Source organism: Vibrio sp. H11 (assembly GCF_004804295.1).
Classification (GTDB): Bacteria; Pseudomonadota; Gammaproteobacteria; order Enterobacterales; family Vibrionaceae; genus Vibrio; species Vibrio ostreae.
Map to the genome: position 1 here is coordinate 341,337 of NZ_SSHN01000003.1, position 14,271 is coordinate 355,607.

Sequence of the window (14,271 nt, forward strand, 5' to 3'; positions counted from 1 at the left end):
GTTTCGGTGGCCGTGTTGCCTCTGCAATGCGCTCAACTTAAGCGGTGATATCTTCGTCGCAGATCGGTACGTAGAGGCTTTTTTTCGGTGTATCCAGCACTACATTGGTGGTGACTCGTTTGATCTGCGGATAAAGTTGCATCAGTTGTTCGATAAAGGCGTCATAAGCCCGGGTATCCGGCGCGGTGATCACCAGCATCAGGTCGACATGGCCGGTGACGTAGAACACTTGCTGCACGGTATTCTGTCCTTCTGCCCAGCGTTTGAAGCGGCTCAGTACTGCGTAGTTATCACGGTCAATCTCAACCCCGGCCAGAAACGTCATTTTATGGCTGGTCACTGCCGGATCGACAATCGCCACTTCAGCCCGGATTACCCCCTCTTCACGCAGTTTTTTAATCCGGCGCTGCACCGCTGAGGCGGACAGTCCAACCTGCTCAGCTATCACATCTGCCGCCAGGCGACAATTACGCTGCATCAGTTCGAGAATCTTCTGATCAAACGTATCCAGTGGGGAACTCATAGTCATCCTTGTGCGGTCTGGCCGCATCATTGACCGCAAAAATGCGGCGATTGTGCATCTTGGTGGCTAGGATAGCCGATTTTTGTGCGCCAATCGAATTGACAATGGTGGTCAACCTCCTATTTAAACCCGTGTAAAAGGAAATGAGTAATTATGCACTATCATGATGCTGACCAGACTGAACCAGAGACCTATGCGCCGCAGACTCAGGCGTTGCATGCTATGTTGCAGGCCGACCCGGTTCATCAGGCGATCGCGCCCAGTATCGTCATGTCAGTCAATCACAGTTTCAGTCCGGAAAGTGGCGCATTTTCGGCCTGCGGACTGGATGACATTGCGGATGCGCCTTACCTGTATGCCGGATGGACCAATCCTACGGTGCGCCTTTTAGAGCAAAGGCTGGCAGTGCTGGAACACGCAGAAGAAGCCCTGGCTACCGCAACGGGTATGGCAGCCGCTTCCGGTCTGTTTCTCTCGGTACTCAAAGCAGGCGATCACCTGATAGTCAGTGATATGTGTTACGCCGCCGTGTATGAATTTGCCACTCAGGTGTTGCCTGGATTTGGGATTGAAGTGTCGGTAGTTAATACTGAATGCACTAATAATGTGCAACAGGCGCTTAAAAAGAACACCAAGTTAGTGCATATTGAGACCCCGAGTAATCCTTTGCTTCGCTTAACCGATATTGGCGCGCTGGCGCAGTGTCTGAAATCTCATGGAGTACGGCTCAGTGTCGATAGCACGTTTTCTACCCCGGTTGTGACCCGTCCACTGGATCTGGGAGCGGACTTTGTCATCCACTCGCTGACCAAATTCATCAATGGTCATGGCGATGTGCTGGGGGGCTGTATCCTGGGCAGTAAAGCGCTGTTGTCACCCATCAGAGCGATGGCAGGCGTTTATCTGGGCGCGACACTCTCGGCACAAAGTGCCTGGCTAATTATGCGCGGGATGGAGACGCTTTATCCGCGGATGAAAACCTTGTGTGACTCCGCGTTACAGATAGCTCAGTGGCTGGAAAGCCATCCGCGTGTAGCACGAGTTTTATACCCCGGATTGGCCTCACACCAGCAATTTAGTCTGGCGCAGCGTCAAATGGATCATTTTGGCGGCATTATTGCATTCCAGGTCGATGACATTGATATGATCGAGCAGCGTTTTGCCCAGGAATCGGCGCTTTTTTATTATGCTTATTCTATTGGTCATCAGCGCAGCCTGGCTGTGGTAATGAGAACCGACGACTTAGATGCGTCAACTTACCGCTTTACGCCGCAACAAAAAGCCGATTTTTGTCGCGATGCCGGACAAGGCGTGGTGAGACTTTCGATTGGCCTGGAGGCCGCGGAAGATTTAATTCGGGACTTGCAGCGTTTACTCAGGTAGTGGTTGCATATTTATACCACGCTATTGGTTATAAATTCGAAAAGTTGGTGGAACTCGGCGATAAAATATCGCATTATCTGCAAGACGTTAATGTCAGTCACATTTGTGTCGTCAGACAGCGTTTTTGTCATAGGACGAACGACAAAATAACAAGATCTACATAAGGGATAATATGAAAAAGTTCATTAAATCTTCTGCAGCCGGGCTGCTTTTCGCTTGCTCTCTGTTAGGTGCCTCTCAGGCTTCTGCGGCGGAGTCTGCGCTGGAAAACATTTTAAATACAGGTGAACTTAAAGTCTGTTTCGATGCGGGTTACATGCCGTTCGAAATGAAAACCAAGGATGGTCGCTACATCGGTTTTGACATTGATATCGCGAAATATATGGCGCGTTCAATGGGGGTGAAGTTTACGCCGGTCAACACGGCATGGGATGGCATCATTCCTGCGATGCAAACCGGTAAATGTGACATCATTATGGCGGGTATGACGGTAACAGCGGAACGTAACCTGAAAGTGAACTTTGCCACGCCATACATCGTTATCGGTCAGTCTGTGGTGTTGTCGCCAAAACTGGAAGGAAAAGTAACCAGTTACAAAGATCTGAACGATCCGAAATACACCATCGCTACTAAGCTGGGGACTACAGGTGCTGAAGCGGCGAAAAAATACGTACCAAACGCGAAGCTTGACCTGTATGACACGGAAGTGGATGCTGTGCTGCAGGTTGTTAACGGCAAAGCAGATGCCTTCGTTTATGACTTGCCTTACAACGCGATTTACAGCGCGCAAAACAAGGGCAAAGTGGTGCACCTTGAAAAACCGTTTACCTATGAGCCGCTGGGTTGGGCAATCCGTCAGGATGACCCGAACTTCCTTAACTTCCTGAACAACTACCTGCGCCAGATTCAGGGCGATGGTACCTATGATCGTATCTACGATAAGTGGTTCAAAAGTGACAGCTGGCTGAGTGACGTACAGTAAACGTCGTCACTTAAGTTGCCAAAGCCGGGCGGTCCGACTGCCCGGTTCATTCCAAGAATAAAGAGAATCTGAGTGATGCAGTCAAAATCCTCAAATTGGGTCGGACATCTGATTTATGGTCTGATCATGCTAATGCTGGTCAGCGCGGTGTATTTTTCCGGGCGCAGCATTAATTACAACTGGCACTGGGATCGTTTGTGGCCATACGTCATTAATACCGAAATGCAGGAGATCCGCGCAACCGGTGATGGCACAGCAAGCATCAAAGACGGCCAGCTAGTCATAGAATTCGATAACCAGGCTTCGCCGCAGGTTATCACAGATTACACTCAACTGATGGTGGGTGAGGGCGACCTTATCTTCCAGGGCGATACCGTTGCCAAACTCAACGAGTGGCAATTCGGCCCTATTGCGACCGGATTGTGGGTCACGATCGAAATTTCATTTATTTCATTGATATTCGCGGTCATTCTCGGGCTGATATTCGGCCTGATGCGGGTGTCCAAAAACCTTACGGTGCGCAATCTTGCCATTACTTACGTGGAATTAATCCGCGGCACGCCGTTACTGGTACAAATTTTTATTGTTTACTTCTTTATCGGCACGGTACTCGATTTCGAGCGCTTTACTGCCGGTGTGGTTGCGTTGTCGGTCTTTACCGGGGCGTACGTTGCAGAGATCGTGCGTGCCGGTATTCAGGCTATCCCGAATGGACAGATGGAAGCGGCTCGTTCACTGGGCATGACTTATCCGAAAGCGATGCGTTATGTCATTTTGCCTCAGGCATTGAAGCGCACTCTGCCGCCACTTGCCGGTCAGTTTATCAACCTGATCAAAGATTCTTCACTGGTCTCAGTGATTTCCATCACCGACCTGACCAAGGCCGGACGTGAAGTGGTCAGCGGCAGTTTTGCGCCATTTGAAGTCTGGTTTACGGTAGCGGCACTTTACCTGGTGGTCACCGGGACCTTGTCGTGGGCTATCCAACGTTTAGAGAAGAGGTTATCGGCCAGTGACTAGTGAATACAACGGCGAAGATATGGTTTATGCCAGCGAAGTTGACAAATATTATCCGAACGGATGCCACGCACTTAAGTCAGTCTCCACCACGGTTAAACGGGGTGAAGTGGTCGCGATCATTGGTCCGTCCGGCTCTGGTAAATCGACCTTCTTACGCACGCTCAATCAGCTCGAAGAAATTTCTTCCGGCACCATCATAGTGGATGGGTTTGATATGTACGCGAAGTCGACCGATATCAACGTACTGCGGCAGAACGTCGGCATGGTGTTCCAGAGCTTCAACTTGTTTCCGCACATGACGGCATTACAGAACGTGATGTTGGCGCCGCTTAAAGTGGCCAAGCGCCAGAACAGCGATGTTATGGTGGATGCCAAAAATCTGCTTAAGCGGGTGGGGTTGGAAGATCGCATGAACAACTACCCGTCTCATCTGTCCGGTGGTCAGCAGCAGCGTGTGGCGATTGCCCGTGCGTTAGCGATGAAGCCTGATCTGATGTTGTTCGATGAGCCGACATCGGCACTGGACCCGGAGATGGTGGGTGAAGTGCTGGATGTGATTAAAGGTCTGGCGAAAGAAGGCATGACCATGGTGATCGTAACCCACGAAATGGGCTTTGCCCGTGAAGTGGCGGATCGTGTCCTGTTTATGGAAGAGGGCAAACTGCTGGTGGATGACCAACCCAAAGCGGTGTTTGATGACCCTCAGCATCCGCGGCTTAAGCAGTTCCTGGCCAAGGTACTGTGACGTTTTATGCGCCCTCACCCGACACTTTGGCGATCAGGTTATAGTTTGTAACCATTTGCCGGGAAATAATCACAAACCGAGCCTCAACAGGCTCGGTTTTTTGTTATCCAAAGCACACTTTCTGTGCCATAGCCTGAATTTTAGCCCGCTTTGGCGCATGATTTCTCTCAGTTTCAGGTGGATTGTAACGATCATTTACAGCTGCGTAAGTCTAAGTAAAGAACACAGCCTTACCGGGTGACTCGGGTACAATAACCACCGTAATGCCCGGCCCTGATGGCCTTACGTTGCGCTGCTTTTTACAGGCGTAACGGATCATCGTATTGGCGCAAACATTTCTGATTGTGATGCGAGTCGTCATGTTGTCAGCACCACAATCAAAAGTCCGATAACCTGATTATCAGGTGGCTGGCAGTACTACAACGTTAATCAATATTAATGGTTCTGGATGCGGGTTATGAAAACAACTGGATGGATGGTCGCCATTTCTGCGACCGGTATGAGCTTATTTTCTGCATGGGCGTCGGCCGAGCCGATCGTGATTCCGAATCCGCCGCAATTGTCTGCCAAAGGGTATGTGCTGATGGATTATCACACCGGGCAAGTCCTGGTTGAGCACAATGGCAATGAAAAAATGAATCCGGCTAGTTTGACTAAGCTGATGACGTCTTATGTCGCTGGTCAGGAGATGAAAAGCGGCAAAATTTCCGCCAGTGATAATGTCACCATCAGCGAACATGCCTGGGCCAAAAACTTCCCCGATTCTTCCAAAATGTTTATTGAGGTAGGGACCAGTGTCAACATGATGGATCTCTACCGCGGCTTAATTGTCCAGTCCGGCAACGATGCCAGCGTCGCGATTGCCGAACATGTGGCAGGGTCGGAAAGTGGCTTTGTCGATTTGATGAATTCATGGGCGCAGCGCCTCGGGTTGAACAATACCGCCTTTACTAACCCGCACGGACTGGACAGCGATGGCCTCTACACCACGCCGTATGATATTGCCAAGCTTGCTCAGGCGATTATCCGTGATTTGCCGGATATCTATCCACTGTATAGCGAAACGTCTTTTACCTACAACGGTATCACGCAGTATAACCGCAATGGTCTGTTGCATGACCGCAGTATGAATGTGGATGGGATGAAAACCGGTTATACCAGTGGCGCTGGTTACAGTCTGGTGACGTCAGCCACCAATGGTAACATGCGCCTTATCTCTGCGGTCATGGGTTCAGGCAGCCAGAAAGGACGTGAGTCGGACAGCAAACAGTTGTTGAGTTATGGCTTTCGTTTTTTTGAAACCGTGGCTCCCCATCAGCAAGGTGAAGCCCTCGAACAGGCACCTATCTGGATGGGAGAGAAAAGCACTGTGGCGGTCGGTGTGCCGCAAACCACATACATTACGGTCATGAAAGGGGAGCTGGCGCAGCTCAGCGGCCTGATTGAAATGGATAAAGAGTTAGAGGCACCAATAGAACAAGGTCAGGTTGTGGGTAAAGTGGTCTATCAGGTGGATGGCCGCAGTGTAGGAGAATCACCTTTGGTCGCACTTGAAAGCGTGCAAAAAGGCAGTTGGTTCAGCCAGGCGATGGACTGGATTAAGCGCTTGTTTGCCAGTCTGTTCTCCTGATTCTCTCAACTGGAATGACTGTGTTCTCAATGCCCGCGATTTGCGGGCGTTACTTTTTGCGGCGTTACTTTGGTGACAGAGAGCTGACATTGAGGGCGATTTGGCTCGCAAACAGAGGCTCGCGGGGCAAACTCTGGACAGAAACTCACTTTCGATTGACATTGTGATTAACTGTTTTTGTCATTTTTATCGCATTGAGTTCAAGCGAGGAAATACGATGGAATTTGGCCCAGAAGATCGTCATGCACTGTACGATATTTGGATGTCCCAAAAAGCAAAAATGCATTTAACCCAGATGGAAATGGCAAAACGGCTGGGTGTCAGTCAGGTGGAATTTTCTAACCTATTACGCGGTAACGCTCCGCTGACCATGTCCTTTGTGACCACCTTCTGCCAGCATTTGCATGTCGAGCCTTACAATGTGCTGCCGACATTAAAAAGTAAGTTTACCTCCGGTGAGCATTTAGTGCGTTTGCAAAATCGCATTACTGTCGACGGTGAAATTCAACGCGTTCAGGTTGATGGCAACCAGGTCATTATCGAATATACCCATCTGTCTCACTAGTCGAGCCGTCTTAGGCCTGTATCACACGTGAGTCGTCACTTCACAACGGATTAAGCAATCCCGCATCAGCCGGATATCCGCTCGTTGTTTGAGCGGGCGATATCCTTTCCTTACAGGCCTTATTCTGACGCTCTGCGGAATCATTTATTCTTTAAAGTTAATAGTCTGCGTCCTGACAGGTGCTTGATGGCTGGCGGCCAAATAGGCACAATGGTGTAATTAGTCACAATTCATTAAGAAGTAACAACTCATTAAGAAGTAACAATTCATTAAGAATAAGCTGTCTTCGTCTGTTTATCCCATTTCGTTCTCTCTTTTTGATGCCGGCACTAAACGGTGGTTACCTGGCGGGATCGCCGATCCAGCAGCCTGCGCTGTCATTGAGTTCTTCAGAATTACGAAAGCGATGGTTGATTGTAACTGAGGCCTGCTTATTCAGCCGGTGTGATCTGCCTGCCGGCGGAGTGTCACCAATTCGGCATATTGTCCTGACTTGGGTATATACTATTAATCTAACCTACTGAGATGATTTCGTTATGTTTGAAGAATTAGCGCTGGGAGGCTTGCTGTTCAGCCCGTTGGTGATGTTTGCACCTATGGCCTTTGCGCTCTCCTGTGTGTCCAGGCTAGTGCTGCACAAGACGGGCGTGTATCAGAAACTGTGGAAAGTAGCTTGGTTTGAGGTCGGGCTGTTTGTCTGTTATCTGGCGATTATTATTCATTTTTTCGGGAGTTAATGTTGAATATGGGAAAAGTATTGCGTATTTGTCTCACTCTGGCGGTGGTTATCATTGCCGTGATTGCCGGCCACTGGGTATGGGATCATTATCTCTACTCACCCTGGACCCGTGATGGCCGAATCCGCGCCCAAGTGATCACCATAGCTCCGGACGTGTCTGGCTGGGTTGATACCCTCAATGTGCAGGATAACCAGCAGGTATCAAAAGGGGAACTCATCTTTAGTGTCGATCCCACCCGCTATGCAGCCAAGATCAAAGAGCTGGAAGCGGAAGTAGAAAACAAACAATACGCGCTCGATCTGGAACGTCACCGCTATGTTCGTCGACAGCAATTGACGGGTAAAAACCTAATCAGCGAAGAGACCGTCGAAAGCGCTCGTATTAATACCGAACTGGCAAAAGCAAGCCTGGATATTGCCAAAGCACAGCTCAATACCGCGCAAATTAACCTCGACCGTACCCAGATTCATGCCCCGGCAGATGGCACGCTGATTAACCTTAATTTACGTGAAGGTAACTACGTCAGTCAGGGGAGTTCGGTCCTGTCGCTGGTGAAAAAAGACTCTTTTTACGTCACCGGGTATTTTGAAGAAACCAAACTGCCGATGATTAAAGTCGGCCAGTCGGCCAAAATCACCCTGATGAGTGGTGGTAAACCGTTAACCGGCAAGGTGGTCAGCATTGGGAAAGCCATCGCGGATACCAATACCAGCAGTAATGGTCAGTTATTGCCTCAGGTGCAGCAAACCTTTAACTGGGTTCGTCTTGCACAGCGTATTCCGGTCGATATCAAGCTCGATCCGCTGGATGAAAACGTCAATATCAGTGCCGGTATGACGGTCTCGATCTATCTGCAAGAGGCTGAGTGAACGTCATGGGTGTGCTGCTTAACACCTTACTGATGCCGAACAAACAGTCGGTGATATTTGCGATAAAAGGGGTGGTCGCGATGGCGCTCTCCCTCTATATCGCCATGTTTCTTAATCTTGATCGCCCATACTGGGCGCTGGTCTCTGCGGTGTTTCTGCAGATCCGCCCGGAAAGTGGTCTGGTGATTGAAAAGGGTATCTGCCAGATTGTCGGTACTCTGGTCGGGGGGATTGTCGGGATCACGATCCTGCAATGGTTTATGCCTTATCCGGAACTGGCGATCGGTTGTCTGGCGCTGTGGCTGGGGATCAACTCAGGCATGGGCGCGATGGTGCGTCGTACCAACTTCATATATCTGTTTGCGATGGCAGGTATCACGGCATGTCTGATTGTGTTGCTGGTGATGGTGTCTCCGGCCACCGCCAGCAGCCAGACCATCTTTGCAGTCGCCCAGGCCCGGGTCAGTGAAATTATTGTGGGTGCGATTTGTGCCGCCCTGGTCAGTAAACTGGTCTTTCCGATGCAGGTTAAAGACGGGCTGCGTGCCCACGCCCGTCATGTGATTAACCAGACCCTGAGTTACCTGAACCTGGAGCTGGATCCGAATGGTTCTCACGATGGCCGCCATCAGCATGTCGATACCATACTGGAGTCGATTGCTGCCATGAGTGATGACCAGAGCGCGGTCGTCTACGAGGGCCCGGATGGGCCGGGTCAAAGCCGCGCTGCCAGCCAGATATCCAATAAAACCCTGTCTCTACTGGCGATGATTCAGATTTTCGGCCGCTTGCAACGTAACCATCCTGATTTGATCGGCGAATATCTGGCAGAAATGCTTGCTGACATGCGTGACTCTTTCAAACGTATGGAAGAAACCAACGACTACAACGAATGTTACAAACAGGCGCAATCTTTGCGCCGCCGCCAGTTGGTGTACAGTAATCAGGCATGTGATTTGACGCCGCTGCAATCAAGGCTGATGAAAGTTTCGCTCGAACTCAGCGCCGATTTGGTGATGATCCTGAAAGGTTATAATGCGCTTATCAGTGCTGTTCCTGTGCGACTCAACGCGCCAACCCAGAAAAGCTACAAGGATCCACTGGTGGGGCTGGTGACTGGCGGTCGAACCATGCTGGTGTTTCTGGTCGGGGCTGGCTTGTGGATTGGCACGGGCTCGACAGCGGTGCTGATGATGATGATCCTGCCGGTTATTTTCTCGATTATGCTGGCACGTCTGCCAATGACGATTCTGATGATCGTTCTGCAGCGTCTGTTGGTCGGGGTCATGATTGCCGTGCCGGTCGCGGTGTTTTACGGCCTTAATCTGTTGGCTCAAAGTAGCGGAGATTATGAAATTCTGGTCATGGTGCTGGCCGGCCCGTATTTCTTTGGCCTGATGGCATTGGCCAACCGGGCGACCATGCCATATGGCCTGGGCTTTTGTATTCCGTTCACGATTTTGATCAGCCCGAGTAATGATATGAGCCGGGCTTTCTCAGTCGATTACACCCTGAGTAACTCGCTGTCGATTTTTGTCGGGGTGACGGTGTTGTACTGGATGTTCAAAATGATCACCGGACCTGGACTACAGCTTATGCAATACCGCCTGCTGCGTGCCACCAAGCAGGATCTGAGTGAGATCATGAATCATCCTTCACCTGAACACTGGTTCAATGCCCGCATGGGCGATCGCTTGTTACGGATTGCGACGTACGATAAAAGTATGGCGGCCCGCACTCGTGATATTACCGAGCTGGCGTTGACCGGTCTTAACCTTGGGCACGTGTCGGTACGTCTGCGGCGTATGGTGGGCAGCGTGGTGGATGAGAATCTGCAGCAAGGTCTGGAGAACTGGCAGAATGCGTTAGCTGAGGCCTTTATGCAGTGCTCAAAAGGGCAGTTCTCCTCGCAATTTAACAAGGCGTGTAATGACTTGCTGACGCAATTACGTTTTTATCCTCTGTTGCCGGGTCAATACGAAATTGTGGAAGGGATGTGCGAACGTCTGACCATGACGTTTGAGCGCCTGACGCAAACCATTGCCGATAATCAGACCCATATCAGCGATTAAGGAAAAATTTGGCTTAAGCTATCCCTTCTGCTTAAGTGATCGTCTGACTGCTTAAACCCGCTCAGTTTCTTTTACCGGAAACGGAGCGGGTTTTTCGTTGGTAGCAGCCAAGAAACTGTGTGTCGCACATGACGCGATTTAGCTTCCAGTTTTACTGGCCACACTCATATTAGCAGTGAGATGTGTGCGATAGTCCTTCCAACTCTCCGCTTCAATCTTATATTTCATCATTCACACAGGATAAAAAGGGTTTTACTGTCTGACGAAATTGACAACCCGTTGTTTTAAATCAAATCCGATACCGGCAGCTGTTGATAACTTACTGCGCATCGATGGATTACCAGTAGGGAATCGTTGTAACCGATAGCTCGCTGTTTATCATTGGGTTGATTGCAACGTGTTGACAACTTACAACGTATTTAACGCCTCAGGGCAACAGAAAACCAAGGAGATACAATGAACAAGCTTTTGCTGGCAATGTCTGTGTGTGCTTTTTACAGTGCCGGAGCGGCGGCATCGGAATGGGGATATGAGGGGAGTCATGGCCCGGCGCATTGGGGCGGTGTTTCACAGACCTGTGCGAAGGGACAAAATCAAAGTCCGGTCGATATTGAAGGCGCCTTACCCGCTAATCTTTCCGCACTCAATGTCAGTTATCAGGGGCAGGTAACCGCTCTGACGAACAATGGTCACACCTTGCAAGCGACGGTAGAAGGTAATAATCAGCTGCAAGTTGATGGTAAAACATTCACCCTCAAGCAGTTTCATTTCCATACTCCGTCGGAAAACCTGATTAAGGCCTATCAATACCCGCTGGAAGCGCATTTTGTGAATGCCGATGAGCAGGGGAATCTGGCCGTGGTCGCGGTTATGTTCGATGTGGGTTCAGAGAATCCTGCTCTCAAGCAATTGACCGAGTCTCTGCCTGATAAGGGGCACACGGTCGATCTGGCTCATCCGTTTGCCGTCGACACGCTGCTGCCGGAGACCAATCATTACTACCGTTTCAACGGTTCTCTCACGACACCACCCTGCAGTGAAGGTGTGCGTTGGTTTGTTATGCAGCAGCCCAAAGCATTGTCGGAGCAACAACGGGCGGTCCTGACCGGTATGATGGGCAAAAACAATCGTCCGATTCAACCGCGTAATGCGCGAATTTTCGTCAGCAACTAACTCCAAACTTACTTATCTCGCGATATTTTTCAGGGTTGAAGAGAAAATTGTTCAACCCTGATATATTTGAGTGATGTTATTTATTGATATGCATTGAATGAAATATAGGTTTACTATTTATAATAATTTATTTTGCTATGGTTCAAATCTAAATATTATTTAAATAAAAAATCCACTCTGAATAAATTCATTCAGAGTGGTGATTAATATAAATCAGAGTTAGCTTTTATTTGGGTTAATAAACCAATACCCTATAAATTGAAAATTGCAAATGATGTTAACATCACCCGTGTCTGCATTAATTTATAACCTTGTGTTTACTTTATCGCTTTATTTTTGCAAAAACAAATGAATCTCATCAGTAAAAATGAAATGATAAATTTCATATTTATCGATATGCCTGTTGTTTGAAGGCGGTTAGGAGACGGCGTGTGAAATTTTTGTCTGAGAAATTAACTGATTATGGAGAGAGTTTCCTGCCAAGTTTAAATTTCTTTGCGGTTTTAATCTTACGTATATTTAATACACCTGAATCGCTATTTTAGTGCGCGTTAACGATCATTCTCAGCAGTGTTTGAATTTAGGTCATGATAGCGCATATCAGCCAGCGCTATTGACGAAGAAATTAGGTTGATTTCTGTGCAAGTTTGATCTTGATGATAACGGTTTGATATTCAGTAACGTCAAAGACTAAGGATACAATAGTGACTCTTTTTCACGTTTGTGTCTGGTGATGAAAATGGTGAGAACTAATTCAGATTGAGTAAGGGTAGGGCTCATCATGCAGGTACTGACAATCGATCATTCCGCTTTCACACGCCAGCAGCAGGGTCAGCTCCGCTGCAGAAATTTCAACGCAGCCAGATGGGTTTTGCCCGCACCATAGTGGAGAAAAGTCATCAAGGCCCTGGCTTTCCGCCAGTTTACGCAAGGCAGTGATTTCGCTGGCGGCATACGGGAAATCAGCGACCGAATCGCTGAGGTAACCTTGCTCGCTCATTAACCGATTGACGATGCCGCGTGCCGGACGACCGGAAAACAGGTTGGTCAGGGCCGTATGTTGCGAGCGCTCACTTTTAATCGCAGCACGATGCAACGACGATGTTTTTGCCTCTGTACACAGCAGGTAAGCCGTGCCGAGTTGAACGGCGCTGGCTCCCAGCATCAGTGCCGCCTGAATGCCACGGCTGTCAGCGATGCCACCGGCAGCAATGACGGGTACCCGCACTTGCTGGGCGATTTGTGGCACCAGTGCGGTAGTACTGATTTGGGTGCTGGTGTCTTGACTGAGGAACATACCGCGATGTCCTCCGGCTTCGACGCCCTGAGCAATAATGGCATCAACACCGCGAGCGTCAAGCCAGTGTGCTTCCTGTAAGGTGGTCGCGGAGGCAAGAATTGTACAGTCCCAATGCTGGATTCGTTTGAGCAGATCCGGCTCCGGCAGCCCGAAATGAAAACTCAGTACCCGGGGGTGAAACGGCTCGATGGCATCGGCGATATCGTGGCTGAACGGCATCCGGCTGGCCCCATTCTCTGCCGCCGGTAACTCGGCGTTCAGTTGCTGAAAATAAGGGCTCAGTGTGGTTTGCCAGCGTTGTTGCTTTTCAGGATCGAAGGCAGGCATGGAGTGGCAGAAAAAGTTGAGATTAAACGGTTTATCCGTTGAACGTTGAATGAGTTTAATTGCCTCCACCATGCCGTCTGCACTCAGCATTGCGCAGGGCAGGGAGCCCAGGCCCCCGGCCTGACACACCGCGATGGCCAGTTCGCTGTCTTGCACACCAGCCATCGGCGCCTGAATAATGGGCAGTTCGCACCCCAACAGCTCGTCAATGTTTCCTGTGTACATACGATCTCCTGAACAATAGCGGCCTGCGAAGATTTTAGATTTTGGTAAAAATAGATGTTGATCGCCGGCAGGCCTGCTCTTTAGATTAAAACTGGTAACCTATACCAATGTAGCCAGTCGACACTGTGATATCTATGTCTTCTACATCTTGTGCTTGAGCGATACGGTATCCGGCATGCAGACTCATGTTGTTGCGAAACGCGACGCCGATCTCCGCACCATACTGGAAGCCGCCCTTAGACGCTGACGCGGAAGCTCCGGTTGATGTGTTTTCTAGTTCAAAGTCAAGATGCCCTATGCCGCCAATCAGACTAACATAAGCATCTACTTGCTTGTAATGCTTAATGAAACGAGGCTTGATGTTAAAAAAAACTGCATCGCCGTCTGCATCGACTAAATCAGCATATTGTACTGTGCCGAAATGGCGGTACTCAATTTCTACGCCCAATTTTACATCGCGATGGGTGTTAAATTCGTATCCGGCGGCGAGGTTGTATCCAAAATCGCCAAAGTCACCGTTTTCTTTGATTTTGCCGTTACCACTTTCCAATTCAGCATCGTTAAAAAATGCCAAGTCTGCGTTTATGTAGACATGGCCGATATCCTGTTTTTTGTCAGTATTGTTATCTTCTTGTGCAAATGCCGCAGCATTGAGACCAAAGATTGTAATTACAGGAAGTAACCAACTGCTTAATTTCATTATTGCCTCTTTATAAT

General features: G+C 49.3%; 13 protein-coding genes. 10 read left to right on the forward strand and 3 right to left on the reverse strand.

All coding sequences use genetic code 11. From position 1 onward, the window contains the following. Nucleotides 1–37: 37 nt before the first annotated feature. Nucleotides 38–523 (reverse strand): Lrp/AsnC family transcriptional regulator, encoded by a 486-nt coding sequence (locus E6C74_RS06495; RefSeq protein WP_136483875.1) that lies wholly within the window; start codon nt 521–523, stop codon nt 38–40. A 153-nt stretch (nt 524–676) separates the two neighbouring features. Between E6C74_RS06495 and E6C74_RS06500 the strand changes: the two genes are divergently transcribed. The 10 genes from E6C74_RS06500 to E6C74_RS06545 all read left to right on the forward strand — a co-directional run bounded on the left by E6C74_RS06500 (nt 677) and on the right by E6C74_RS06545 (nt 11,702). Then, nucleotides 677–1,906 (forward strand): aminotransferase class V-fold PLP-dependent enzyme, encoded by a 1,230-nt coding sequence (locus E6C74_RS06500; protein ID WP_136483876.1) that lies wholly within the window; start codon nt 677–679, stop codon nt 1,904–1,906. 172 nt (nt 1,907–2,078) lie between these two features. After that, on the forward strand, nt 2,079–2,888 hold the full coding sequence (locus E6C74_RS06505) for a transporter substrate-binding domain-containing protein (protein ID WP_136483877.1): 810 nt from the start codon (nt 2,079–2,081) through the stop codon (nt 2,886–2,888). Nucleotides 2,889–2,963: 75 nt separating this feature from the next. After that, entirely contained in the window at nt 2,964–3,908 is a 945-nt protein-coding gene (locus E6C74_RS06510; RefSeq protein WP_136484010.1) for an amino acid ABC transporter permease, read from the forward strand. Nucleotides 3,909–3,927: 19 nt separating this feature from the next. After that, nucleotides 3,928–4,653, forward strand: coding sequence for an amino acid ABC transporter ATP-binding protein (locus tag E6C74_RS06515; RefSeq protein ID WP_136484011.1), 726 nt, complete (start codon nt 3,928–3,930; stop codon nt 4,651–4,653). 457 nt (nt 4,654–5,110) lie between these two features. Further along, nucleotides 5,111–6,283 (forward strand): D-alanyl-D-alanine carboxypeptidase family protein, encoded by a 1,173-nt coding sequence (locus E6C74_RS06520; RefSeq protein ID WP_136483878.1) that lies wholly within the window; start codon nt 5,111–5,113, stop codon nt 6,281–6,283. A 217-nt stretch (nt 6,284–6,500) separates the two neighbouring features. Beyond that, nucleotides 6,501–6,848: a helix-turn-helix transcriptional regulator gene (locus tag E6C74_RS06525; RefSeq protein WP_136483879.1), complete on the forward strand. Its 348-nt coding sequence runs from the start codon at nt 6,501–6,503 to the stop codon at nt 6,846–6,848. A gap of 536 nt (nt 6,849–7,384) precedes the next feature. After that, nucleotides 7,385–7,585 (forward strand): DUF1656 domain-containing protein, encoded by a 201-nt coding sequence (locus E6C74_RS06530; RefSeq protein WP_136483880.1) that lies wholly within the window; start codon nt 7,385–7,387, stop codon nt 7,583–7,585. Between the two features lie 8 nt (nt 7,586–7,593). Then, on the forward strand, nt 7,594–8,457 hold the full coding sequence (locus tag E6C74_RS06535) for an HlyD family secretion protein (protein ID WP_168796973.1): 864 nt from the start codon (nt 7,594–7,596) through the stop codon (nt 8,455–8,457). 5 nt (nt 8,458–8,462) lie between these two features. Next, complete coding sequence (locus E6C74_RS06540; RefSeq protein ID WP_136484013.1) at nt 8,463–10,529, forward strand: FUSC family protein; 2,067 nt, start codon at nt 8,463–8,465, stop codon at nt 10,527–10,529. 456 nt (nt 10,530–10,985) lie between these two features. Further along, a complete protein-coding gene (locus E6C74_RS06545) occupies nt 10,986–11,702 on the forward strand; it encodes a carbonic anhydrase family protein (protein ID WP_136483881.1) in 717 nt (238 codons plus the stop codon). A gap of 754 nt (nt 11,703–12,456) precedes the next feature. Here E6C74_RS06545 and E6C74_RS06550 read toward each other — a convergent pair. Both E6C74_RS06550 and E6C74_RS06555 read right to left on the reverse strand, forming a co-directional pair. Then, nucleotides 12,457–13,554, reverse strand: a complete 1,098-nt coding sequence (locus E6C74_RS06550) for a nitronate monooxygenase (protein WP_136483882.1) — start codon at nt 13,552–13,554, stop codon at nt 12,457–12,459. A gap of 85 nt (nt 13,555–13,639) precedes the next feature. Beyond that, nucleotides 13,640–14,254 (reverse strand): outer membrane beta-barrel protein, encoded by a 615-nt coding sequence (locus E6C74_RS06555; RefSeq protein ID WP_136483883.1) that lies wholly within the window; start codon nt 14,252–14,254, stop codon nt 13,640–13,642. Nucleotides 14,255–14,271 lie beyond the last annotated feature (17 nt).

Excerpts from the sequence above, each read along its gene's own strand:
- E6C74_RS06495 (WP_136483875.1), bottom strand. The coding sequence starts at position 523 with ATGAGTTCCCCACTGGATACGTTTGATCAGAAGATTCTCGAACTGATG.
- E6C74_RS06500 (WP_136483876.1), top strand. The coding sequence starts at position 677 with ATGCACTATCATGATGCTGACCAGACTGAACCAGAGACCTATGCGCCG.
- E6C74_RS06505 (WP_136483877.1), top strand. The coding sequence starts at position 2,079 with ATGAAAAAGTTCATTAAATCTTCTGCAGCCGGGCTGCTTTTCGCTTGC.
- E6C74_RS06510 (WP_136484010.1), top strand. The coding sequence starts at position 2,964 with ATGCAGTCAAAATCCTCAAATTGGGTCGGACATCTGATTTATGGTCTG.
- E6C74_RS06515 (WP_136484011.1), top strand. The coding sequence starts at position 3,928 with ATGGTTTATGCCAGCGAAGTTGACAAATATTATCCGAACGGATGCCAC.
- E6C74_RS06520 (WP_136483878.1), top strand. The coding sequence starts at position 5,111 with ATGAAAACAACTGGATGGATGGTCGCCATTTCTGCGACCGGTATGAGC.
- E6C74_RS06525 (WP_136483879.1), top strand. The coding sequence starts at position 6,501 with ATGGAATTTGGCCCAGAAGATCGTCATGCACTGTACGATATTTGGATG.
- E6C74_RS06530 (WP_136483880.1), top strand. The coding sequence starts at position 7,385 with ATGTTTGAAGAATTAGCGCTGGGAGGCTTGCTGTTCAGCCCGTTGGTG.
- E6C74_RS06535 (WP_168796973.1), top strand. The coding sequence starts at position 7,594 with ATGGGAAAAGTATTGCGTATTTGTCTCACTCTGGCGGTGGTTATCATT.
- E6C74_RS06540 (WP_136484013.1), top strand. The coding sequence starts at position 8,463 with ATGGGTGTGCTGCTTAACACCTTACTGATGCCGAACAAACAGTCGGTG.
- E6C74_RS06545 (WP_136483881.1), top strand. The coding sequence starts at position 10,986 with ATGAACAAGCTTTTGCTGGCAATGTCTGTGTGTGCTTTTTACAGTGCC.
- E6C74_RS06550 (WP_136483882.1), bottom strand. The coding sequence starts at position 13,554 with ATGTACACAGGAAACATTGACGAGCTGTTGGGGTGCGAACTGCCCATT.
- E6C74_RS06555 (WP_136483883.1), bottom strand. The coding sequence starts at position 14,254 with ATGAAATTAAGCAGTTGGTTACTTCCTGTAATTACAATCTTTGGTCTC.